This is a genomic window from Streptomyces sp. NPDC013455 (assembly GCF_040632975.1).
Taxonomy (GTDB): domain Bacteria; phylum Actinomycetota; class Actinomycetes; order Streptomycetales; family Streptomycetaceae; genus Streptomyces.
In genome coordinates this window covers 129,702-151,829 of sequence record NZ_JBEYCX010000002.1, presented here as the reverse complement: position 1 = coordinate 151,829, position 22,128 = coordinate 129,702, and the positions used below count along the sequence as shown (strand labels likewise).

Here is a 22,128-nt window from a genome sequence, read left to right as displayed (position 1 = left end):
CGCCATGCGGGAGGACGTGGAGGCGCTGGACATCAGAGATGTCACGGCGAACTGGGTCAACGCCGCGGTGCTCTCCCGGCAGATCGACGAGCGCGTCAAGGCGCTGGCAGACCTCAGCGACACCCCCCTGTTCTTCGGCCGGCTCGACTACCTGCACGCCCCCGGCGCGGAACAGGCCGAGGGTGCGGGCGGGGAGCGCTTCTACATCGGCCGCCGGCACGTGCACGACGCCGACGGCGACCCCATGGTCATCGACTGGCGCGCGCCGGTCTCGCAGCCGTTCTACCGGGCGTCCCGGAAGGACCCCATGGACATCGGGCTGCGCCGCCGCTTCGGCTACACCGGCGGCGACCTGACCGCCTACGAGGACGAGCACCTGTCCGACCCGGCCGAGACGGCGGCCGCCAGCAGACTGCTCCAGCAGGAGATCGAGCGGCCGCGCGTCGGCCCTATGCGGGACATCGTCGCCACCATCCAGCCCGAGCAGGACGAGATCGTGCGCAGCGGGCTGGGCGGCACGGTCTGTGTGCAGGGCGGGCCGGGGACCGGGAAGACGGCCGTCGGCCTGCACCGGGTCGCGTACCTCCTCTACGCCCACCGCGAGCGGCTCGCCCGCACCGGCACCCTGGTCATCGGACCGAACCGGTCCTTCCTGCACTACATCGAGCAGGTCCTGCCCGCGCTCGGCGAACTGACCGTGCAGCAGGCCACCGTGGACGACCTGGTCGCGCGGGTGGAGGTGCGCGGCACGGACGACGCGCCCGCCGCCGTGGTCAAGGGCGACGCCCGGATGGCCGAGGTGCTGCGCCGGGCCCTGTACTCCCACGTGACGCCGCCGACGGAACCGGTCGTGGTGGTGCGCGGTTCGCGGCGCTGGCGGGTGCCGGCGTACGAACTGGAGGAGATCGTCGCCGAGTTGCTGGCCCGGGACATCCGTTACGGCGCCGCCCGCGAGGCCCTGCCGCAGCGGATCGCGCACGCGGTGCTGGTGCAGATGGAGCGGGCCGGGGAGGCCCCGGACGACCGGGTGCAGGACGCGGTCGCCCGCAGCAGCGCGGTGAAGGCGGCCGTGAAGGCGGTCTGGCCGGCCGTGGACCCGGCGAAGCTCGTGCTGCGGCTGCTGACCGACGCCGAGTTCCTGGCCGAGCACGCCGCAGGGATCCTGGACGAGGACGAGCGCAAGACGATCCTGTGGGCGAAGCCGGTGCGCAGCGTGAAGTCGGCGAAGTGGTCGCCGGCGGACGCCGTGCTGATCGACGAGGCCGCCGACCTGATCCAGCGCACCCACTCCCTCGGGCACGTCGTCCTGGACGAGGCGCAGGACCTGTCGCCGATGCAGTACCGGGCCGTCGGCCGCCGCTGCACCACCGGCAGCGCGACCGTGCTGGGCGACCTGGCGCAGGGCACGACCCCGTGGGCGACCCGCAGCTGGGCGGAGGCGCTCGGGCACCTCGGCAAGGCGGACGGGGTGATCGAGGAGCTGACGGCCGGTTTCCGCGTGCCGACGGACGTCATCGCGTACGCGTCCCGGCTGCTGCCGCACATCGCGCCCGGCCTGACGCCGGTGGCCTCGGTCCGGGAGAACCCCGGGTTCTTCGAGGTCCGTCCGGTCACGGGGACGGCGGACGTCGTCGCCGCGTGCGCCGAGTCGCTGCGCAACGAGGGCTCGACCGGTCTGATCGCCGCCGACGCCCGCGTGCCGGCGCTCGCCGAGGCGCTGGCGGCGGCCGGACTGCCGTACCTGGCGCCCGGTGAGGAGACCACCCGCGAGACCCGGCTGACCCTGGTCCCGGCCTCGCTGGCCAAGGGCCTGGAGTACGACTACGTGGTCCTGGACGAGCCGCGGGCCGTGGTGGACGGCGAGCCGGACGAGCGGACGGGCCTGCGCCGGCTGTACGTGGCGCTGACCCGGGCGGTGTCGGGGCTGATCGTGACGCACGCGGCGCCGCTGCCCGCACAGCTGGCCGAGTAGGGTGCTGCCGTTCGGCATGTCCCCTTCGAGAGGCCACCGTTGAGCACGCCGTATCCGCACCCCGCGTACCCGTACCAGCCGGGCCCCGCGCCGTACCCGCCGGCTTCCGGACCCGGGTGCGAGACGTGCGGGGCGATGCCCGCCGCGCCGGTGACCGTGCGCGGGCACCAGGGCATGGTGGTGCTCATGCGGTTCCTGCGGCGGCGGGCCGTGCTGTGCCGCACCTGCGGGCTGGCCGTCTTCCGGCAGATGCAGGCGGACACCCTGGTGCGGGGCTGGTGGGGTCCGCTGTCGATGCTCGTCACCCCGGTCACCCTGCTGGTCAACCTCGGCGCCCTGGCCCGGATCCGCAGGCTGCCGGCGCCGGCCACGGCCGCCTGGCGCCCGCCGCTGGACCCGGGCCGCCCGGTGCTGCGGCGGCCGGCCGGCCTGGTCGCGCTGGTCCCGCTGGGCGTGCTCGTCGCGCCGCTGATCGCCGTTCCCGTGCTCCTGCTCGCCGGCGGGTCGACCGAGGGGAGCGGCGTCCACTACCACCACAGGAAGAACTTCGCCCCGCTGGCGGTCGGGGCGTGCGCGCACAACGACGGCGACTGGACCAACCAGGACCTCAGGAACGTGCCCTGCGACTCCGAGGACGCCCAGTTCCTCGTCACCGAACCGAGGAACGGCTACTGCGCGACCGGGGACTACATGGCCCGCCTGGAGTACAGCGTGAACGGCCGGACCACGCTGTGCCTGCACCCGGTGGAGAACTAGGGGGCGTCTCGTCGATCAGGCCGGGCCGGTCTCCTGACCGGGGTCGCCGTCCAGGGCCGTGCGCCACCGGGCGACCGCCTCGGCCGAGACCGGCCCCTCCCAGCCGTCGGGGCGGGCCGCCCCGCCGATGTGGAACGCCTCGAGCCCGCCGGCCCGCAGGCGCGGCACGTGGTCGAGGCGCAGTCCGCCGCCGACCAGGATCTGCTGCTCGTACCCGGGCTCGCCGCCGCGGGCGGCCTCGGCGAGCAGGGTGGGCAGGCCGTCGTCCACGCCGGCCGCGGAACCGGCGGTGAGGTAGGTGTCCAGGCCGGGCAGGTCGGCGAGCTGCTTGCGCAGGGCGTCCCGGTCGGCGGCCCGGTCGATCGCCCGGTGGAAGGTCCACCGGGCACCGCCGAGGGCGTCGACGACCCGCTCCACCGCGGCCAGGTCCGCCCCGCCGTCCGGGGCGAGGAAGCCGAGCACGAACTGGTCGGCGCCGGCCCCCCGCAGCTCGGCGGCCACGCCGGCCAGCCGGTCCGGGTCACCGGCCGCGAACCCGTCCGCGAGGCGGACCATCACGCGCAGGTCGATGTCGACGGCGGCGCGGATCGCGGCGACGGTGGCGGGCGAGGGGGTGAGCCCGTCGGCCGCGATCTCGGTGACCAGCTCCAGCCGGTCCGCGCCTCCGGCCTGGGCGGCGACCGCGTCCGCGACGTCGAGCGCGATCACCTCCAGGACTGCACGCTTGCTCATGGCACCCCATTCCTCGGCGACTACACAGGCGACTACACAGGACTACAGGTCTAGTCCAATTCAAGAGTACGCCGGTCCGGGAGCCCATCCGGTCCACTCGCCCGAAGACGTCCGTTCCTCCGGCGCGGCGCGCACCGCGGCCGTACGGCGGCCGCGGCCCCCGCGCGGGCCGCCGTCGGGAAGAATGGACGCCATGGCCGACCTCGACGCCCTGCGCCTCCGCTTCGCCCGCGCCCTGGAGGCGGCCCGCGCCCCCGGCGGCGGCCCGGACCCCGCGCCCTACGCCGACAACCTGCTGGCCCGCTGGCAGGAGCCGCAGCGCCGCTACCACACGGTGGCCCACCTCACCGCCGTCCTCGACCACGTCGACGTCCTCCAGGCGTACGCGGCCGACCCGGACGTGGTCCGCCTGGCCGCCTGGTTCCACGACGCCGTCTACCTCCCGGAGCGGAGCGAGAACGAGGAGCGGTCGGCGCGGCTCGCCGAGCGCGCGCTGCCGGAGGCCGGCCTGACCGGGGCGAAGACCGCGGAGGTGGCCCGGCTGGTGCGGCTCACCGTCACGCACGACCCGGCCGACGACGACCGCGACGGCCAGGTGCTGTGCGACGCCGACCTCGCGGTCCTGGCCGCGCCCCCGTCGGCGTACGCCGCCTACACCGCCGAGGTCCGCGAGGAGTACCACTTCGTGCCGAACGACGCCTTCCGCGCAGGCCGCTCGGCAATCCTGCGCCAACTCCTGGAGCTGCCCCGGCTGTTCCGGACCCCGTACGGCCGGGAGCACTGGGAGGCCACCGCGCGCTACAACCTCGCCGGAGAGCTGGAAATGCTGTCGACCTGACGACGGCACCGCCGTACTGTGCGGGCATGCGAACGATGGGCGGGGACCAGGTGGAGGCGGCCGTCGCGGGCTGCACGGCGGCGCTGCGCACGGCCCTGGACCGCGACTGGGAGGCGGTGCGGGCCCACGGCCTGGAATGGAGCTGCCGCACCACGGCGTTCCACATCGCCGAGGACTTCGCCGCGTACGCCAGCCGCCTCGCCGGCCTCGCCCAGGACCGGCTGCCGCTGCGCATCACCCTCCCCGAGGGCACCGACAACGCCGGCCTGCTCCAGGTGATCGAGGCCACCGGCGCCCTGCTGGCCGCCGCCCTGCGCACCACCCCGCCCGGCGCGCGCGCCTTCCACCCGGCCCCCTTCCGCAGTGCCGACCGCGAGGGCTTCGCCGCGATGGGCGTCGCCGAGACGGTGCTGCACACCCACGACATCGCCCGCGGTCTCGGCATCGCCTACGAGCCGCCCGCCGACCTCGTGGAGTCCGTCCTCACCCGGCTCTTCCCGCACGTCCGGCCCGGCCCCTCGCCCTGGCCGACCCTGCTGTGGGCGACCGGCCGCGGCGAGCTGCCCGGCCGCGCCCCGGTGACCGACTGGACCTGGTACAACAACCTCGTCATCCCCGCGGAACGCCTCACCCTCACCGGCATCCGCCCGGCCGCCGCCGACGATCTGCGCCTGGGCGGCACGGGCGGCTTCGACTGGCTGGAGGACGGCCCGTACGAGGGCACCCGGGAGGCCTGCTCCCACCTGATGAAGGCCTATGAAGCCGGCCTGCACCGGCCGGAGTTCGGCGTCTTCGCCCTCGTCCGGGCCGAGGACGGCCGGGCGGTCGGCGGCATCGGCTTCCACGGCGCCCCGGAGGAGGAGCGCCGGGTCGAGATCGGCTACGACCTGGTCCGCTCCGCCCGCGGCCACGGCTACGCGACCGAGGCGCTGCGCGCCCTGACCGCCTGGGCCCTGGACCGCGACGACGTCGACACGGTCATCACCGTGATCGAGCGGGACAACGAGGCCTCCCGGCGCGTGGTGGAGCGGGCGGGCTTCGTCCGGGCGACGGTGGAGGAGGAGCGGGCCGCCCAGGACGGACCCGGCACGGACGGCGGGCTGCTGCTCTACGTGCGCCGCGCCTGACGGCGCTTGGGCCGGCGCAGACCGGAGGAGTGCAGCAGCCGCACCACCTCGCGGCTGCTGACCTGCACCGCCCCGGCCGCCACCGCGTCCGCGTACCGGTGGGACGGGAGGTCGTAGTGGTCACCGTCGAAGGCCCGGCGGGGCACGCCCAACCCGGCGGCGAACAGGTGCAGTTCGTCGTAGGAGACATCGCTCACCAGGTGCGACCACAGACGGCCGTGGCCGGGCCAGGTGGGCGGGTCGATGTACAGGGTCACGACGAGGTCGTCCCGCCCGTGGCCGCCCCCAGCGCACCCACCGACGCGACCTTCACCCCCGCCTTGTGGCACACCCAGTGCGGGTCGGGGCCCAGTTCGGGCTCCACGTCCAGCGCGTGCGGGTCGCCGGTGCCGCACACCGGGCACAGCGGCCAGCGGCCGTACCGGTCCAGCAGCGCGTCCTGCACGTCCTGGGCGACCAGCCCGGGCAGGTAGGCGACGCCGTCCGGCCACTGCTCGACCCACCAGCGCCGCTGCACGATGGAATCCTCCACCAGGGAGACCACGTCCGCCTCGGCGACCTCGCCCGCGACCAGATCGGCGAGCACCAGGGCGCGGGCCGCGTGCAGCGCCTGTTCCAGGGGGCTGATGGGGTCCATGCCCCCTATTGTGCGCACTCTTGACCGCGACACCGAACCGAAAATATCTTTCATGAGTGACCCAGGACGTGAAGGAAAGTTTCGGCGGTCCGGGCGGCTCGCTCGCCGCCAAGGTGCGCACCCTCGCCCCGTCCATGACCCGCTCCATGCAGCGCGTCGCCGAGGCCGTCGCGGGCGACCCGGCCGGCTGCGCCGCCCTCACGGTCACCGGACTCGCCGAACTCACCGGCACCAGCGAGGCCACCGTGGTCCGCACCGCCCGGCTGCTCGGCTACCCGGGCTACCGCGACCTGCGCCTGGCCCTCGCCGGCCTCGCCGCCCAGCAGCAGTCCGGACGCGCACCCGCGATCACCACCGACATCGCGGTGGACGACCCCATCGCCGACGTCGTCGCCAAGCTGGCCTACGAGGAGCAGCAGACGCTCGCCGACACGGCCGCCGGACTCGACACCGTCCAGCTGGACGCGGCCGTCGCCGCGCTGGCCACCGCCCGGCGCACCGACGTGTACGGCATAGGGGCCTCCGGGCTGGTCGCCCAGGACCTCACCCAGAAGCTGCTGCGGATAGGGCTCATAGCCCACGCGCACAGCGACCCGCACCTCGCGGTGACCAACGCGGTACAGCTCCGCTCGGGTGACGTGGCGATCGCGATCACCCACTCCGGGTCGACGGGGGACGTCATCGAACCGCTCCGGGCCGCCTTCGAGCACGGGGCGACCACCGTCGCGATCACCGGGCGGCCCGACTCGCCCGTGACGCAGTACGCCGACCACGTGCTGACCACGTCCACCTCGCGCGAGACGGAGCTGCGGCCGGCCGCGATGTCCTCCCGCACCAGTCAGCTGCTGGTGGTGGACTGCCTGTTCGTGGGGGTGGCGCAGCGGACGTACGAGACCGCGGCGCCGGCGCTCGCCGCGTCCTACGAGGCGCTGGCGCACCGTCACCGGAGCGGTCCGCGTTAGACACATCAGGGAACAGCAAAGCCCCCCACCGGAAAGAGCCGCCCCCCGATGACCTCTCATGACCTCCGCAGCCAGTTGGCCTCCCTGACCACCGAGGCATTCCGGCCCGAACTCGCCGGCATCGACCGGCTGCCCACCCTCGACATCGCCCGGCTGATGAACGGGGAGGACGCGGGCGTGCCCGCGGCCGTCGCCGGTCAGCTGCCCAGGATCGCCGCCGCCATCGACGCCGTCGCCGCACGCATGGCCCGCGGCGGGCGGCTCGTCTACGCCGGCGCCGGTACCGCCGGGCGGCTGGGCGTGCTGGACGCCTCCGAGTGCCCGCCCACCTTCAACACCGACCCCGAGCAGGTCGTCGGCCTGATCGCGGGCGGCCCCCCGGCCATGGTCACCTCCGTGGAGGGCGCGGAGGACTCCGAGGAGCTGGCCCGCCGGGACCTCGACGCGCTGAAACTGACGCCCGACGACAGCGTTGTCGGCGTCTCCGCCTCCGGCCGCACCCCCTACGCCGTCGGCGCCGTGGCGCACGCCCGCGCCCTCGGCGCCCTGACCGTCGGCCTGGCCTGCAACGCGCACAGCGCGCTCGGGGCCGCCGCCGAGCACGGCATCGAGGTCGTCGTGGGCCCGGAGCTGATCACCGGCTCCACCCGGCTGAAGGCGGGCACGGCCCAGAAGCTGGTGCTGAACATGCTGTCGACGATCACGATGATCCGGCTCGGCAAGACGTACGGGAACCTGATGGTCGACGTGCGCGCCTCCAACGACAAGCTCCGGGCCCGCTCGCACCGGATCGTCGCGCAGGCCACGGGGGCGGGGGACACCGAGATCGAGAAGGCACTCACGGAGACCGGCGGCGAGGTGAAGCAGGCGATCCTGGTCCTGCTGGCCGGTGTCGACGGCCCGACGGCCGCCCGCCTTCTGGAGGAGTCCGGCGGCCATCTGCGCGCCGCGCTGGCACACGCCCCCCACTGACCCGCACGCTCGGGGCGTGCGCAACGACCCCGCCGCCACCGCGGCCGCCGTCCTCGCCCGGGTCGGCGGCCCGGCCAACGTCACCTCCGCGGCCCACTGCCTGACCCGGCTCAGACTGACCCTCGCCGACCCGGCGGCCGGGGACGAGGAGGCCCTGCGGGCCGTACCCGGGGTGCTGGGCGTGGTGACCGCCGGCGCCGCCTGGCAGGTCGTGCTCGGCCCCGGAGCGGTCGACGCGGTCACGGCGGCGGTGGAGGCGCTGCTGCCGCACCCGCCGCCCGGCGGCTCCACCGGCCCCGGCGACCGGCCGCCCGGCACCGCAGCCCGCCCGGACGGGCAGCCGCTCACCGGCGCGGAGGCGGGTGAGCGGCTGAAGGAGCGGCTGCGGCGGCGCAACGCCACCCCGGCCAAGACCGCCCTGCGCCGGGTCGCGAACGTCTTCGTCCCGCTCATCCCGGCCCTGATCGGCTGCGGGATCCTCGCCGGCCTGAACGGGCTGCTGGTCAACGCCGGGCTGCTGCCCGGCCTGACCGTGGCCCTCACCGCGATCGCCTCCGCCTTCATGGCGCTGATCGCGGTGTTCGTCGGTTACGGCACGGCGAAGGAGTTCGGCGGCACGCCCGTGCTGGGCGGCGCGGTCGCGGCGGTCGTCGTCCACCCGGGCGTGGCGAAGGTGACGGCTTTCGGGGTGCACCTGGCACCCGGGCAGGGCGGGGTGCTCGGCGCCCTCGCGGCGGCGCTGCTGGCGACCCGGGTGGAGAAGTGGTGCCGGGGCCGCGTGCCCGGGGCGCTCGACGTCCTGCTCACCCCCACGCTCACGGTGCTGGTCCCCGGCCTGGTGACGCTGTACGGCCTGATGTACGCGGCCGGCGCGGTGGCGACGGCGATCGGCACGGCGGCGAACTGGCTGCTCGCGACCACCGGGCCGGTGGCCGGACTGGTCCTCGGCGGCCTCTTCCTGCCGCTGGTCATGCTCGGCCTGCACCAGGCCCTGATCCCGCTGCACGCCACCCTGATCGACCAGCAGGGCTACACCGTCCTGCTGCCGCTGCTGGCCATGGCGGGTGCGGGCCAGGTCGGCGCGGCCCTCGCGGTCTACGTCCGGCTCCGGCACGACGTCCCGCTGCGCAGCACGATCCGCTCGGCCCTCCCGGCCGGCCTGCTGGGCGTCGGCGAACCCCTGATCTACGGCGTCTCGCTCCCCCTCGGCCGCCCGTTCCTGACCGCCTGCGCGGGCGGTGCGGCGGGCGGCGCGTTCGTCGGCTTCTTCGCCATGCTGGGCACCAAGGTGGGCGCGACGGCCATCGGCCCGTCGGGCTGGGCCCTGTTCCCCCTGCTGGCCGGCGACCGAGGCCCCGGCCCGGCGGCGGCCGTGTACGGCGGCGGACTGCTCACCGGGTACGCGGTGGGGTTCGCGGCGACGTACCTGTTCGGCTTCGCCCGCCGCCCCGGGGGCAGTCCGCCCGCGTGACACACCGCTTGCGGTGCGGCCGGGCGCCAGGGGCCCGCGCGTCCCCCGCCCCCGCCCGGCAGGGCACCATGGAGGGTGAGGAGGGACCGATCGAGATGAACCATGCCCAGCTCACCGCCCTGGGACGGGCTCTTCGGCTGCTCGGGGAGCACGGGGAGGCGCTGACCGTCGACACCCCGGACGCCCGGCTGCACGAGATCAGGGACGATCTGCGGCGGGCCGTCGATCTGCTGGACGAGAGCGTCACCACCGGCGCGCCCGCCACCCGCTGCCCCGAGCACCCGCAGGGCCCCGTGGACGAGAGCGCGCCCGACCTGTGCCTGCTGTGCGAGACCCGGCGCCGGGCGGCCCGGCGGTCGGAGTTCCAGGGCAGCAGGCCCCGGCCGGGCGAGCCGGTTCCCACCGCCCCCTCCCGGTACGGGGTGCGCGGTGACCGGCCCCAGCCCCAGCAGCGGTGGCTGCCGGAGCTGTGGAACGGGCAGGAGTGGCAGCTGTGCGGGACGCCGCGGAGGGACCGGCGCGAGGCCGAGGCCTACCTCGCCGCGCAACGGCGCGGCTCCCGGCCCGCCATGGCCTACCGGCTGGTGCACGAGTTCACCGACTACGAGGTGCTGCGGGTCTGGGGGACGCCCGTACGGGTCGACATCGAGCCGCTGGGCAACCTCTAGGCGAGCAGCGGCAGGGCCGGGACCTCGTACCCCTCCCACAGGTGTCCGGTGGGCTCCGCCGGGCGGGGCGCGACCACCGGCCGCGCGTCGAACGTCCGCACCGGACGCTCCCCGGTGCCGTACGCCGGCCAGCCCGGGTCTCCCGTCCGGGCGAAGGACGTCCAGGAGCGGCGGAAGGCGGCCGACAGCTCCTCCGCCTCGGCCGGGACGTCCGCGTCGGCGAAGAGCAGACCGCCCAGGACGGAGCGGTACGTGCCGAAGAGCAGGGCGACGTCCAGGACATGGCAGGCGCCCAGCACGCCGCCGCCGCCCGGGGCCGGCCAGGTCAGCCGGTAGACGTGGGCGCCACCGCCGCCGGCCAGCTGGGCCTCGGCCAGACGCAGGGTCGGTACCGCGAACAGCCAGTCCGTCTGGACGCGTTCGAACAGCTCGGACGGTGAGGCGTCCGGGTGGGCCGCGCGGTAGGCGCGCTCGCCCGCCTCGCCGCCCGGGGCCAGCAGCCGCAGGGTCCGCGTCAGCTGCTCGTCCGTGACCGTGCCGAGCATGCCGCCCATGGCCATGAAGAGACGGAACTCGTCGCGGTTGTGGCCGACCAGGAGGTCCACGTCGCGGGCCGCGCCCGCCGCGAGGGCCCGCCAGGGGGTGGTGGGCAGCACCTCGCCGTCGACGACCGGGGAGAAGGGGCTGCCGGCCGGTGCCGCCTGGCCCCAGCGGCCGGTGTACCGCGGCATCTTGGCGCTCAGCGCCCGGCCCGCCTCCGCCAGCCGGCCGGGGTCGACGGCGGCCAGGTCCGCCGCCGTGGGTTCAAGGCCCGCCTCCGCCGCCAGCGCCGCCGCGATGTCGCGCGCCAGCGGGGCGGAGAAGAACGTGCCGGGCACGCTCTGGGCCACCGCCCGCCGGAACAGGCCGCGGGCCGCCGGCATGGCCAGCAGCGAGGCCACCGAGCCCGCCCCGGCCGACTCGCCGAACACGGTGACGCGGCCGGGATCACCGCCGAACGCCGCGATGTTGGCCTGCACCCATTCCAGGGCCGCCACCTGGTCCAGCAGGCCGCGGTTGGCGGGGGCGCCGTCGAGCAGGGTGAAGCCCTCCACGCCGAGCCGGTAGTTGAGGGTGACCACGACGACGTCGCCGTCCCGGGCGATCCGCCGCGCGTCGTAGCCGGGCAGGCCGGCGTGGCCCATCCGGTAGGAGCCGCCGTGGATCCACACCATGACCGGACGGCCGGCGGCCGGGTCCGGCTCGGGCGTCCACACGTTCACCGTCAGCCAGTGGTCGCCGGCGGGGCCGGGCGGCGCCGCCGCGCCGCCCGGGACGCCCGGGTCCTGCGGGGGCGGGGGCCCGAAGGCGCACGCCTCGCGCGTGCCGTCCCAGGGCCGCACCGGACGCGGTGCCCGGAACCGGGCCTCGCCGACCGGGGGTTCGGCGTAGGGGATGCCCCGGAAGACCGCCAGGCCGTCCTCGTGGCGACCGCGCACGGCGCCGGAGGCGGTGCGCACCACGGGTGGGGCGGTCTTCGCCGTCCGCTCCCCGGACTCGCTCGTCGTCATGCTCGCTCCTTCGGTCATGAGGGCAACGGACGACGGCGGTCACAGGTGCCCGGTCAGCTCAGCGTCTTCACCGCGGCCGCGTCGTACGGCTTCAGCTCCTCGAAGCGGTCGGCGAGCACCTTGGCGGCCCACTCCGGGTCCTGGAGCAGCGCGCGGCCTACGGCCACCATGTCGAACTCCTCCGCCTCCAGGCGGTCCAGGAGGTTGTCGATGCCCTTGACCGGGGAGCCCTCGCCCTGGAAGGCGTTGACGAAGTCGCCGTCGAGGCCGACCGAGCCGACGGTGATGACCTGCTTGCCGGTGAGCTTCTTCGTCCAGCCCGCCAGGTTCAGGTCGGAGCCGTCGAACTCGGGCAACCAGTAGCGGCGGGTGGAGGCGTGGAAGACGTCGACGCCGGCCGCGGCGAGCGGGGTCAGGATGGCCTCCAGCTCCTCGGGGGTCTCGGCGAGCCGGGCCGTGTAGTCCTGCTGCTTCCACTGCGAGTAGCGGAAGAGGATCGGGAACTCGGGCGAGACCGCCTCGCGGACCGCGGCGACGATCTCCGCGGCGAACCTGGTGCGGGACACCGGGTCGCCGCCGTAGGCGTCCGTACGCCGGTTGGTGCCCTCCCACAGGAACTGGTCGACGAGGTAGCCGTGGGCGCCGTGGATCTCCACGCCGTCGAAGCCGATGCGCTCGGCGGCGGCCGCGGCCTCGGCGAACGCGCCGATGACGGCGTCGAGGTCCGCCTGCGTCATGGCCTTGCCGGTGGGCTCGGCGCCCGCGGTGGCGATGCCGGAGGGGCCGACGGCCGGGGCGTCGGGGAAGGGCGCGTCGCCCTCGTTGCGGACCATGCCGATGTGCCAGAGCTGCGGCACGATGGTGCCGCCGGCCGCGTGCACGTCCTCGGCGACCTTCGCCCAGCCCGCCAGCTGCTCCTCCCCGTGGAACCGCGGCACCCGGTCGCTCTGCCCCGCCGACTCGTGGCCCACGTAGGTGCCCTCGGTGACGATGAGGCCGACGCCGGCGGCGGCCCGGCGCGCGTAGTACGAGCGCACGTCCTCGCCGGGGATGCCGCCCGGGGAGAACATCCGCGTCATCGGCGCCATCACGATCCGGTTCGGGACGGTAAGGCCGTTGAGGGCGATCGGGCGGGAGAGGATCTGTGCCGCGCGGGAGGCGGGGGGCGTGGTGGTCACGTGCGGGCTCCTCGAAAGGGGGGTCGACCGGCTGGTATGTGCGTGCGCATTCTTGCAGGCGCTTAACTAAAACCGGAAGGCGGCCCCCGTATTCCCGTCCGGGAATACCGGGGCCACCGGGGCCGCCTCGCACGCCCTACGGCGTCAGGGGGTGTAGCCGATCCACGCGTGCGCGGGGTCGGTGGAGTCACAGCTCCACTGGGTAGCCTGGACGCCGTCGCCGGCGCCGGCGCCGTAGATCGTCAGGCACTTCCCGCTGTTGCCGTTGACCAGCATGGAACCGCCGCCCGCGCCGGACACCCGGCTCCACCGCTGGGCCGCGCTGCCGTTGCACGCCCACTGCACGGCGTTCGCGCCGTTGGCGGTGCTGGCGCCGTAGACGGTCAGGCAGCGGTTGCTGAGGAAGCTGCGGATCTCCGAGCCGTTCCAGTACCAGTTCTCACCGCTGTGGCCGTTGCACTCCCACTGCACGACGTTCGCACCGTCGTTCAGGCTGGCCCCGTACGGCGTGAGACACCTGCCGCTGTTCACGTTCCGCAGCCGCATGGCGGTGATGTCGCGGGCGGTGGGCTCGAAGTCGAACACCAGCCGCTGGGGCTTGTCCTGAGTGGACTGGGCCACCTCGTTCACACCCCGGATCCGGCCGGTGGAGGCGTCCCAGTCCAGGTTCTGCGCCATGTCCGGCACCTGGGTGAGCACGGACGGGGCGGTGCCGGCCGCGCCCTTGTGCACGCAGGCGGGCTCCCGGTAGCTGTTGTCGAAGGTCGACGGGCACTTGCCGCTCATGTAGAAGGTCCCGCCGGTCTGCACGACGCCCTGCATCTTCCACACCGGCGACGACCAGGCGGCCGCGGGGACGGCGTCGCCCGGAGCGGTGCCGGCGGCGGGCCTGGGCAGTCCGGTTCCCGTGTCGAAGTCCCACCGGATGATCCGGCCCCCGGAGCCGTCGAGGAACTCGTTCGTCGTCAGCGCCGTGTGGTCACGGTCGAAGCTGATCCCGTTCAGACAGGGCTCGGGGCCGTCGGCCACCGCGCACGTGTCGGTCTCGGCGGCCGTCGCGGTCGTCCGGTAGGTGTGGCGCAGCGGCAGGACGTACGAGAAGCCGTTCGGCTTGTCCGAGTCGTACTTCAGGTCGTGCAGGTCGAAGACGTCGAGGAAGCGCCCGTGGGCGACCAGCAGGCGGTCGCCGTACCAGACCACACCGTCGGCGTGGTTCTTGTCCTGGGGCTGGACGGTGCCGTCGGCGCCGGCCGTGACCAGGAGCACGTCGAAGTAGGTCGGGGTGGCCGTGTCCCGGTTGGTGAAACGGAGCTTGGCGAGATCGTTGGCCGTGCCGTGGTGCCAGGACGTCACCTCCCACCGGTGCCCGCCGTAGACCCCGTCACCGGCGGCCGTGTGCGGCACGGAGAAGCCCTGCGGGGCCCAGCCGTCGGTGCCGCTGTCGTCGGCCGCGTTGTTCCAGCAGAAGCCGTCGGCGTCGACACCGGGGTGGAAGGGCGTCGGGAAACACAGCCCGCTCTTGCCGGACGCGCCGGTACCGGCCAGCTTCGTCAGGTCCTGCTCGATCAGCGCCGGATTCTTCTCACCGAGGTGGTCGATCGCGTCGCCGTAGCCCGTCACGTACCGCAGGACCATGCCGTCGGTACCGGCACTGGTTATCGCGGTGGCGGCGGAGGCGGTGCCACTGCCCAGGCCCACGACCAGACCGGCGACCAGCACGGCGCCGGCCGCCGTGGAGGTGGCCGCACGCAGCACTCCGCGCCAGGACCGGTGTTCTTCTCTCGTCATTCGGCACATGGTAGGAGTGCCAGAACTGCCCGCCCGGGCCCGAGGGGTTTCGCCGGGGAGCGTACGTCCATACGGTGGACCGGTGACGTCGATCAAGAAATTCCAGGTCACCTTCGACTGCGCGGAGCCCGAGCGCCTCGCCCGGTTCTGGTGCGAGGTGCTGGGGTACGTCGTACCGCCGCCCCCCGAAGGGTTCGACACGTGGGACGATTTCAAGCGCTCGCAGCCGCCCGAGCAGCAGGACGCGTGGTTCGCCTGCGTCGACCCCTCAGGGGTGGGTCCGCGCCTGTACTTCCAGCGCGTCCCCGAGGGGAAGGCCGCCAAGAACCGGGTGCATCTCGACGTGCGGGTCGGCACCGGACTCGTCGGGGAGGAGCGCCTCGCCGCGCTGGAGGCCGAGTGCGCGCGGCTGGTCCCGCTCGGCGCGGTACACGTGCAGACGCTGTACGACGGCAATGACGCGTGCATCCCGATGCTGGACATCGAGGGCAACGAGTTCTGCATCGACTGAGGGCGGTGCCCCCAGCCGAAGCTGGGGGCACCGCCCTCGGTCCGTAGGACAGGCGATCAACCTCGAGGTCGATCAGAAGTCCATGTCACCGCCCGGCATGCCGCCGCCGGCCGGCGCGGCGGCCTTCTCCGGCTTGTCGGCGATGACGGCCTCGGTGGTGAGGAACAGCGCGGCGATGGAGGCGGCGTTCTGCAGGGCGGAACGCGTCACCTTCGCCGGGTCGATGATGCCCTCGGCGACCAGGTCGACGTACTCGCCGGTCGCGGCGTTCAGGCCGTGGCCCGGGGTCAGGTTGCGCACCTTCTCCACCACGACACCGCCCTCGAGGCCGGCGTTGACGGCGATCTGCTTCAGCGGGGCCTCCAGGGCGATGCGCACGGCGTTGGCGCCGGTCGCCTCGTCACCCTCCAGCTCCAGCTTCTCGAAGACCTGGGAGGCCTGGAGCAGGGCCACGCCACCACCGGCGACGATGCCCTCCTCGACGGCGGCCTTCGCGTTGCGGACGGCGTCCTCGATGCGGTGCTTGCGCTCCTTGAGCTCCACCTCGGTGGCGGCACCGGCCTTGATGACCGCGACACCGCCGGCGAGCTTCGCCAGGCGCTCCTGCAGCTTCTCGCGGTCGTAGTCGGAGTCGCTGTTCTCGATCTCGGCGCGGATCTGGTTGACGCGGCCGTTGACCTGGTCGGAGGAGCCGGCACCGTCGACGATGGTGGTCTCGTCCTTGGTGATGACGACCTTGCGGGCGCGGCCCAGGAGGTCCAGGGTCGCGTTCTCCAGCTTGAGGCCGACCTCCTCGGAGATGACCTCGCCGCCCGTGAGGATGGCGATGTCGCCGAGCATGGCCTTGCGGCGGTCGCCGAAGCCCGGGGCCTTGACGGCGACGGACTTGAAGGTGCCGCGGATCTTGTTGACGACCAGGGTCGACAGGGCCTCGCCCTCGACGTCCTCGGCGATGATCAGCAGCGGCTTGCCCGACTGCATGACCTTCTCCAGGAGCGGGAGCAGGTCCTTGACCGAGGAGATCTTGGAGTTGGCGATGAGGATGTACGGGTCCTCGAGCACCGCCTCCATGCGCTCCATGTCGGTCGCGAAGTAGGCGGAGATGTAGCCCTTGTCGAAGCGCATGCCCTCGGTGAGCTCGAGCTCCAGGCCGAAGGTGTTGCTCTCCTCGACGGTGATGACGCCTTCCTTGCCGACCTTGTCCATGGCCTCGGCGATCAGCTCGCCGATCTGGGTGTCGGCGGCGGAGATGGAGGCCGTGGAAGCGATCTGCTCCTTGGTCTCGACATCCTTCGCCTGCTCCAGCAGGGCGGCGGAGACGGCCTCGACGGCCTTCTCGATACCGCGCTTCAGAGCCATCGGGTTGGCACCGGCGGCGACGTTGCGCAGGCCCTCCTTGACCAGGGCCTGGGCGAGAACGGTCGCGGTGGTCGTACCGTCGCCGGCGACGTCGTCCGTCTTCTTGGCGACTTCCTTGACCAGCTCGGCGCCGATCTTCTCGTACGGGTCCTCGAGCTCGATCTCCTTGGCGATGGAGACACCATCGTTGGTGATCGTGGGGGCGCCCCACTTCTTCTCGAGGACGACGTTGCGGCCCTTGGGGCCGAGCGTCACCTTCACGGCGTCCGCGAGCTGGTTCATGCCGCGCTCGAGGCCGCGCCGCGCCTCCTCGTCGAACGCGATGATCTTGGCCATGTGAAGTGGTCCCTCCAGGACTGGGGGTGATTCCTTCGGACCGCGCCCGCGCCCGCGACGGACGGCTCGCCGGCCTCGTGGTTCCTTGCCCCACCCGGCCTACGGGCCTCACCGACCCGGTCCTTCACTGTCACTCTCACCTTCAGAGTGCTAACGCAATGATTAGCACTCGGCATGGTCGAGTGCAAGCGCCCCACGGGTGGAGGCGGGTGCCGTCAGCCGCCCGCGAACACCGGAACCCGGGCACGCGAAGGGCCCGCACCCTCTGCGAGGTGCGGGCCCTTCGTGCAAGAAACGTTCAGGCGGTGACGCGAACCATGTCGGCCTGCGGGCCCTTCTGGCCCTGCGAGATCTCGAACTCGACCCGCTGGCCCTCTTCCAGGGTGCGGTAGCCGTCCATCTGAATGGCGCTGTAGTGGACGAAGACGTCCGCACCACCGTCGACCGCGATGAAGCCGTACCCCTTCTCCGCGTTGAACCACTTGACGGTGCCCTGAGCCATGCCTAACTCCCCTATTACTGGCCCTTGCACAGATCCACACTTCGCGGACCCGGGTCAGACCTCACCCCCCATTGGCCGGGGGCGTGCGCCGGAACGCGTCGACCGCGGCTGAATGTATCTGTCCAACTGCCGTCTGCAACAGGTCAATCGGACGAGAAATCTGGACGCGAGGGGTCCGGAATCTGGTGAGAATTCATCCGAATTCAGGGCAATTCGGGCCTCACAAAGGCCACAAAAGCCGCATAAAACCCGCACACTTTGGCTACTTCTTGTCGGGCACGCGGCATGAATTCGGGGCCCGCGACCCGAAGGCCGCGGCCGTGTTCCCCAACTCTACCGCGCTCAATCACGCTGAATTGCCCCCTCCGTTTCTCTCACGGAGGGGGCAATCCGATGAACGGTCGGTAACCGGGGTTACCGAGGGTAATAATCAGCCGCCGGCAACGGCCGGGATGATGGAGACGCCGGCACCGTCGGGGGTCGCGGTTTCCAGGCCCTGCTCGAAACGGACGTCGTCGTCGTTGACGTACACGTTCACGAACCGGCGCAGCCTGCCCTGGTCGTCCAGGACCCGCGCGGCGATCCCGGTGTGGTTCTTCTCCAGGTCGGCGATGACCTCGGCGAGGGTCGCGCCCTCGGCGGCGACCTCGGCCCGGCCACCGGTGTAGGTGCGCAGGATGGTGGGGATGCGGACGGTCACGCTCATGCGAGGCCAGCCTCTCGGAAGGAGTCCAGGGTCGGGCGGATGGTGGCGGTGAGGCCGGTCCCGGCCACCGCGTCCAGGGTCTTCAGGCCGTCGCCGGTGTTGAGGACGACGGTGGTCTTCGCCGGGTCCAGCAGGCCCTCCTCGAGCAGCTTGCGGGTGACGCCGACGGTCACCCCGCCCGCCGTCTCCGCGAAGATGCCCTCCGTGCGCGCCAGCAGCTTGATGGCGTCCACGACCTCCTCGTCCGTCACGTCCTCCACGGCACCGCCGGTACGGCGGGCGATGTCCAGGACGTACGGGCCGTCGGCCGGATTGCCGATGGCGAGGGACTTGGCGATGGTGTCCGGCTTCTGGGGCCGGACGACGTCGTGCCCGGCCTTGAAGGCGGTGGAGACCGGGGAGCAGCCCGCGGCCTGCGCGCCGAAGATCTTGTACGGCTTGTCCTCGACCAGACCGAGCCCGATCAGCTCCTGGAGCCCCTTGTCGATCTTCGTGAGCTGGGAGCCGGAGGCGATCGGGACGACGATCTGGTCGGGCAGCCGCCAGCCGAGCTGCTCGCAGATCTCGTACGCCAGGGTCTTGGAGCCCTCCGCGTAGTACGGCCGCAGGTTGACGTTGACGAAGCCCCAGCCCTCGCCGGCCGGGTCGCCGATCAGTTCGGAGCAGAAGCGGTTGACGTCGTCGTAGTTGCCCTCGATGCCGACCAGCTCGCCGCCGTAGACCGCGGCCATGACGACCTTGCCCTGCTCCAGGTCGTGCGGGATGAACACGCAGGAGCGCAAGCCGGCCCGGGCGGCTGCGGCGCCGACGGCGCCGGCCAGGTTGCCGGTGGAGGAGCAGGAGAGGGTGGTGAAGCCGAAGGCGCGGGCGGCTTCCAGCGCCTGGGCGACCACGCGGTCCTTGAAGGAGTGCGTCGGGTTGCCGGAGTCGTCCTTGACGTACAGACCGCCGGTCACGCCCAGCTCGCCGGCGAGGTTGTCGGCCTTGACCAGCTTGGTCCAGCCCGGGTTCAGGTTGGGCTTGTCGGCGACGTCCGCCGGGACCGGCAGCAGCGGCGCGTAGCGCCAGATGTTGGCGGGGCCGGCCTCGATGCGGCGGCGGAGCTCTTCGGTGTCGTAGGCGGAGAAGTCGTAGGCGATCTCCAGCGGGCCGAAGCACTCCTCGCAGGCGAAGACCGGGCCGAGCGGCACCCGGTGACCGCACTCCCGACAGCTCAGAGCCGCGGCGGGGCCGAGGTCGACGGGGGTGGTGGTGGCAACTGTCTGCACAGCCATGGAGGCGAGGCCCTTTCTCCTCATCTTCCTCACGACGCACTTCGCCGTGAGACGGATTTGGCACCTTCCCTAGCCGGGAGCCTCGCGGAAACGATCAGAGCTGATCTACGAGAACCGACTGGAGGGTTGCCGGGGCTTCATCGGGCCGTGTCCCTCTGCCCCTCTGGATGAGCTGTATGCGGTTGTGGACGCTCGTGGACCCCCGACATGCGATGGTCACCGGCGTTGTTCAAGACTGTAACCGACGGCCGGGACAGTTGAGACAGTCGTCCGTACCGCGAGACAAGAGTGAGGAGCCGCTGACTGTGCTGGAAGAAGTCGAGCGCTGGCTGACCACCCGGTCCTGGTCCGTGGCCGACCGGCCGCTCCCCCGCGTACTCGCCGCCAAGCAGCGCACGGGCCAGACGATCAGCGTCGTGCTGCCCGCGCTCAACGAGGAGGAGACGGTCGGGGACATCGTCGCAGCCATCCGCCGCGACCTCGTCGAGCGGGTGCCGCTCGTCGACGAGGTCGTGGTCGTGGACTCCGGCTCCACCGACCGCACCTCCGAGGTCGCCGCCCGCGCCGGTGCCCGGGTCGTCCACCGCGACGAGATCCTGCCCCGCATCCCCGCCGTCCCCGGCAAGGGCGAGGTGCTGTGGCGCTCGCTGCTGGTGACCGGCGGGGACATCGTCTGCTTCATCGACGCCGACCTGCGGGAGTTCTCCTCCGACTTCGTCTCCGGGATCGTCGGCCCGCTGCTCACCGAGCCGGGCGTGGACCTGGTCAAGGCGATGTACGACCGCCCGCTCGCCGGATCGGCGGGCCAGGGCGGCCGGGTCACCGAGCTGATGGCCCGCCCGCTGCTGAACATGCACTGGCCGCAGCTCGCCGGTTTCGTGCAGCCGCTGGGCGGCGAGTACGCGGCCCGCCGCTCGCTGCTGGAGCAGCTGCCGTTCCCCGTCGGCTACGGCGTGGAGCTGGGCATGCTGGTGGACGCGCTGCACCTGGTCGGCCTGGACGCGCTGGCCCAGGTGGACGTGGGCGTGCGCAGGCACCGGCACCAGGACGGGCAGGCGCTGGGCCGGATGGCCGCCGCCATCTACCGCACGGCCCAGCTCCGGCTGGCCCGCGGCCATCTGATCCGGCCCGCGCTGACCCAGTTCGAGCGGGGCGAGGACGGGTTCGAACCCCGCACCTACTCGGTGGACACCGAGGAGCGGCCGCCCATGCTGGAGATCGCGGAGTACGCCGAGCGGAAGGTGGCGTGAACGCGCCGTATACGGCCGCCGTCCCGTACCGTCCCGGACGGACCGTACGTTTGAGCGTTTCCGGACCGGGCTAGGTTGAGGCGTATGGCTTCCACGCACGGTGCTGCTGACAAGGCTCGGGTGCTGGTCGCGTCGAATCGCGGCCCGGTCTCCTATCAGGTGAGCGAGGACGGCTCGCTGCACGCCCGGCGGGGCGGCGGCGGGGTGGTCTCCGGGCTCTCCGCCATCGGATCCGACGCGGAGTCGGTGTGGGTGTGCGCCGCGCTGGGCGACGGCGACCGGGCCGCCGTCCGGCGGGCGGGCGGCGGGCTGCTGCCGGCCGCGGACACCGGCGGGCAGCGGGTGCGGATGCTCGACATCGACGCGGCCGTGCACGACGAGGCGTACAACGGCATCGCCAACTCGGTGCTCTGGTTCGTCCACCACATGCTGTACCAGACCCCGCTGGAACCGGTCTTCGACGCGGAGTTCCGGCGGCAGTGGGCGTCGTACGAGGCGTACAACCGGGCGTTCGCCGAGGCGCTGGCGCAGGAGGCGGCCGAGGGCGCGGCGGTGGTGATCCAGGACTACCACCTGGCCCTCGCCCCGCGCATGCTCCGCCGGCTCCGCCCCGACCTGCGCATCGGCCACTTCTCGCACACCCCCTGGGCCCCGCCGGACTACTTCCGCGTGCTGCCCGACGACATCGCCGCCGAGCTGCTCGGCGGCATCCTGGGCGCGGACCGGGCGGCGTTCCTCACCCAGCGGTGGGCGGACGCGTTCACGGACTGCTGTCACGCGGTGCTCGGCCCCGGCATCCCCTCCGGCACCCGGATCGGGGTGCACGGGCTGGGCGCGGACGCGGACTTCCTGCGCAAGCGGGCGCACCAGGAGGACGTGGCCGAGCGGATGGCGGCGCTGCGCGAGGAGATCGGCCCGGGGCGCAGGACGATCGTCCGGGTGGACCGCACCGAGCTGTCCAAGAACATCGTGCGCGGGCTGCTGGCGTACGGGCAGTTGCTGGAGGACCACCCCGAGTGGCGGGAGAAGGTCGTCCACGTGGCGTTCGCCTACCCCTCCCGGCAGGACCTCGCCGTCTACCGCGACTACACCGCCGAGGTGCGGCGGGTCGCGGACGGCCTCAACGAGCGGTACGGCACCGCGGGCTGGACGCCGGTGGTGCTGCACGTGAAGGACGACTTCGCGCGCTCCCTGGCCGCGTACCGGCTGGCCGACGTGGCGCTGGTCAACCCCATCCGGGACGGCATGAACCTGGTCGCCAAGGAGGTCCCGGTCGTCTCCGACGAGGGCTGCGCGCTGGTGCTGTCGCGGGAGGCCGGGGCGTACGAGGAGCTGGGCGAGGACGCCTTCGTTGTGAACCCGTACGACATCGGGGGCACGGCACAGGCGCTGCACGAGGCGCTGAGCCTGCCGGCGGACGAGCGGGCGCAGCGGTCCAAGAGGCTGGCCGCGGCCGCCACCGCGCTGCCGCCGGCCCGGTGGTTCCTGGACCAGCTGGCGGAACTGCAGCGGTGACGGCCGGGCGGCCGCGGCCGCCGG

At 73.1% G+C, this 22,128-nt stretch carries 21 protein-coding genes and 1 riboswitch; of the genes, 11 read left to right on the top strand and 10 right to left on the bottom strand.

The genetic code is table 11. The annotated features are described in order from the left end of the window. Nucleotides 1–4 precede the first annotated feature (4 nt). Entirely contained in the window at nucleotides 5–1,972 is a 1,968-nt protein-coding gene (locus tag ABZ576_RS04820; protein WP_360736639.1) for a UvrD-helicase domain-containing protein, read from the top strand. A gap of 135 nt (nucleotides 1,973–2,107) precedes the next feature. Beyond that, nucleotides 2,108–2,728 (top strand): hypothetical protein, encoded by a 621-nt coding sequence (locus ABZ576_RS04815; RefSeq protein ID WP_360735806.1) that lies wholly within the window; start codon nucleotides 2,108–2,110, stop codon nucleotides 2,726–2,728. A gap of 15 nt (nucleotides 2,729–2,743) precedes the next feature. On the opposite strand, the gene ABZ576_RS04810 is transcribed toward ABZ576_RS04815, so the two are convergent. Next, nucleotides 2,744–3,460, bottom strand: a complete 717-nt coding sequence (locus ABZ576_RS04810) for a copper homeostasis protein CutC (RefSeq protein WP_360735804.1) — start codon at nucleotides 3,458–3,460, stop codon at nucleotides 2,744–2,746. A 193-nt stretch (nucleotides 3,461–3,653) separates the two neighbouring features. Between ABZ576_RS04810 and ABZ576_RS04805 the strand changes: the two genes are divergently transcribed. After that, nucleotides 3,654–4,298 (top strand): hypothetical protein, encoded by a 645-nt coding sequence (locus ABZ576_RS04805; protein WP_360735802.1) that lies wholly within the window; start codon nucleotides 3,654–3,656, stop codon nucleotides 4,296–4,298. Between the two features lie 35 nt (nucleotides 4,299–4,333). Then, nucleotides 4,334–5,425, top strand: coding sequence for a GNAT family N-acetyltransferase (locus ABZ576_RS04800; protein ID WP_360736637.1), 1,092 nt, complete (start codon nucleotides 4,334–4,336; stop codon nucleotides 5,423–5,425). On the opposite strand, the gene ABZ576_RS04795 is transcribed toward ABZ576_RS04800, so the two are convergent. Further along, nucleotides 5,407–5,682 (bottom strand): DUF4031 domain-containing protein, encoded by a 276-nt coding sequence (locus tag ABZ576_RS04795; protein ID WP_360735800.1) that lies wholly within the window; start codon nucleotides 5,680–5,682, stop codon nucleotides 5,407–5,409. The two genes, ABZ576_RS04800 and ABZ576_RS04795, sit on opposite strands and share 19 nt — an antisense overlap. After that, the gene (locus ABZ576_RS04790; RefSeq protein ID WP_360735798.1) at nucleotides 5,679–6,062 is read right to left on the bottom strand and encodes a hypothetical protein; all 384 of its coding nucleotides are present in this window, start codon (nucleotides 6,060–6,062) and stop codon (nucleotides 5,679–5,681) included. The genes ABZ576_RS04795 and ABZ576_RS04790 overlap by 4 nt, the downstream gene beginning before the upstream one ends. Before the next feature lie 56 nt (nucleotides 6,063–6,118). Between ABZ576_RS04790 and ABZ576_RS04785 the strand changes: the two genes are divergently transcribed. The 4 genes from ABZ576_RS04785 (at nucleotide 6,119) to ABZ576_RS04770 (ending at nucleotide 10,135) form a co-directional block, all read left to right on the top strand. Next, nucleotides 6,119–7,024 (top strand): MurR/RpiR family transcriptional regulator, encoded by a 906-nt coding sequence (locus ABZ576_RS04785; protein WP_360735796.1) that lies wholly within the window; start codon nucleotides 6,119–6,121, stop codon nucleotides 7,022–7,024. 48 nt (nucleotides 7,025–7,072) lie between these two features. Beyond that, a complete protein-coding gene (murQ, locus tag ABZ576_RS04780; RefSeq protein ID WP_360735794.1) occupies nucleotides 7,073–7,996 on the top strand; it encodes an N-acetylmuramic acid 6-phosphate etherase in 924 nt (307 codons plus the stop codon). Between the two features lie 16 nt (nucleotides 7,997–8,012). Next, complete coding sequence (locus tag ABZ576_RS04775; RefSeq protein WP_360735792.1) at nucleotides 8,013–9,467, top strand: PTS transporter subunit EIIC; 1,455 nt, start codon at nucleotides 8,013–8,015, stop codon at nucleotides 9,465–9,467. 95 nt (nucleotides 9,468–9,562) lie between these two features. After that, nucleotides 9,563–10,135 carry a hypothetical protein gene (locus ABZ576_RS04770; RefSeq protein ID WP_360735790.1) on the top strand — a complete coding sequence of 191 codons (573 nt, stop codon included), beginning with the start codon at nucleotides 9,563–9,565 and terminating at the stop codon, nucleotides 10,133–10,135. Here ABZ576_RS04770 and ABZ576_RS04765 read toward each other — a convergent pair. The 3 genes from ABZ576_RS04765 to ABZ576_RS04755 all read right to left on the bottom strand — a co-directional run bounded on the left by ABZ576_RS04765 (nucleotide 10,132) and on the right by ABZ576_RS04755 (nucleotide 14,651). Then, nucleotides 10,132–11,685 (bottom strand): carboxylesterase family protein, encoded by a 1,554-nt coding sequence (locus ABZ576_RS04765; RefSeq protein WP_360735788.1) that lies wholly within the window; start codon nucleotides 11,683–11,685, stop codon nucleotides 10,132–10,134. The two genes, ABZ576_RS04770 and ABZ576_RS04765, sit on opposite strands and share 4 nt — an antisense overlap. 53 nt (nucleotides 11,686–11,738) lie before the next feature. Further along, on the bottom strand, nucleotides 11,739–12,863 hold the full coding sequence (locus tag ABZ576_RS04760; RefSeq protein WP_360735786.1) for an NADH:flavin oxidoreductase: 1,125 nt from the start codon (nucleotides 12,861–12,863) through the stop codon (nucleotides 11,739–11,741). 144 nt (nucleotides 12,864–13,007) lie between these two features. Continuing rightward, a complete protein-coding gene (locus ABZ576_RS04755; RefSeq protein ID WP_360735784.1) occupies nucleotides 13,008–14,651 on the bottom strand; it encodes an RICIN domain-containing protein in 1,644 nt (547 codons plus the stop codon). An 82-nt stretch (nucleotides 14,652–14,733) separates the two neighbouring features. Between ABZ576_RS04755 and ABZ576_RS04750 the strand changes: the two genes are divergently transcribed. Further along, on the top strand, nucleotides 14,734–15,162 hold the full coding sequence (locus tag ABZ576_RS04750) for a VOC family protein (RefSeq protein WP_360735782.1): 429 nt from the start codon (nucleotides 14,734–14,736) through the stop codon (nucleotides 15,160–15,162). 72 nt (nucleotides 15,163–15,234) lie between these two features. Here the strand turns inward: ABZ576_RS04750 and groL are convergent, their stop codons facing one another. The 4 genes from groL to thrC all read right to left on the bottom strand — a co-directional run bounded on the left by groL (nucleotide 15,235) and on the right by thrC (nucleotide 19,339). After that, entirely contained in the window at nucleotides 15,235–16,857 is a 1,623-nt protein-coding gene (gene groL, locus ABZ576_RS04745) for a chaperonin GroEL (protein ID WP_358640420.1), read from the bottom strand. Nucleotides 16,858–17,155: 298 nt separating this feature from the next. Beyond that, entirely contained in the window at nucleotides 17,156–17,359 is a 204-nt protein-coding gene (locus ABZ576_RS04740; RefSeq protein ID WP_004986573.1) for a cold-shock protein, read from the bottom strand. A gap of 430 nt (nucleotides 17,360–17,789) precedes the next feature. After that, a complete protein-coding gene (locus tag ABZ576_RS04735; RefSeq protein WP_360735780.1) occupies nucleotides 17,790–18,065 on the bottom strand; it encodes a MoaD/ThiS family protein in 276 nt (91 codons plus the stop codon). Beyond that, nucleotides 18,062–19,339: a threonine synthase gene (gene thrC, locus ABZ576_RS04730; protein ID WP_360735778.1), complete on the bottom strand. Its 1,278-nt coding sequence runs from the start codon at nucleotides 19,337–19,339 to the stop codon at nucleotides 18,062–18,064. Before thrC ends, ABZ576_RS04735 begins: the two co-directional genes overlap by 4 nt. Nucleotides 19,340–19,356: 17 nt before the next feature. After that, nucleotides 19,357–19,513: riboswitch (SAM riboswitch) on the bottom strand. A gap of 131 nt (nucleotides 19,514–19,644) precedes the next feature. Between thrC and ABZ576_RS04725 the strand changes: the two genes are divergently transcribed. Together ABZ576_RS04725 and ABZ576_RS04720 are read left to right on the top strand one after the other, a co-directional pair. Beyond that, on the top strand, nucleotides 19,645–20,589 hold the full coding sequence (locus tag ABZ576_RS04725) for a glucosyl-3-phosphoglycerate synthase (RefSeq protein ID WP_360735776.1): 945 nt from the start codon (nucleotides 19,645–19,647) through the stop codon (nucleotides 20,587–20,589). Between the two features lie 84 nt (nucleotides 20,590–20,673). Next, a complete protein-coding gene (locus ABZ576_RS04720) occupies nucleotides 20,674–22,104 on the top strand; it encodes a trehalose-6-phosphate synthase (protein ID WP_360735774.1) in 1,431 nt (476 codons plus the stop codon). Nucleotides 22,105–22,128: the final 24 nt, after the last annotated feature.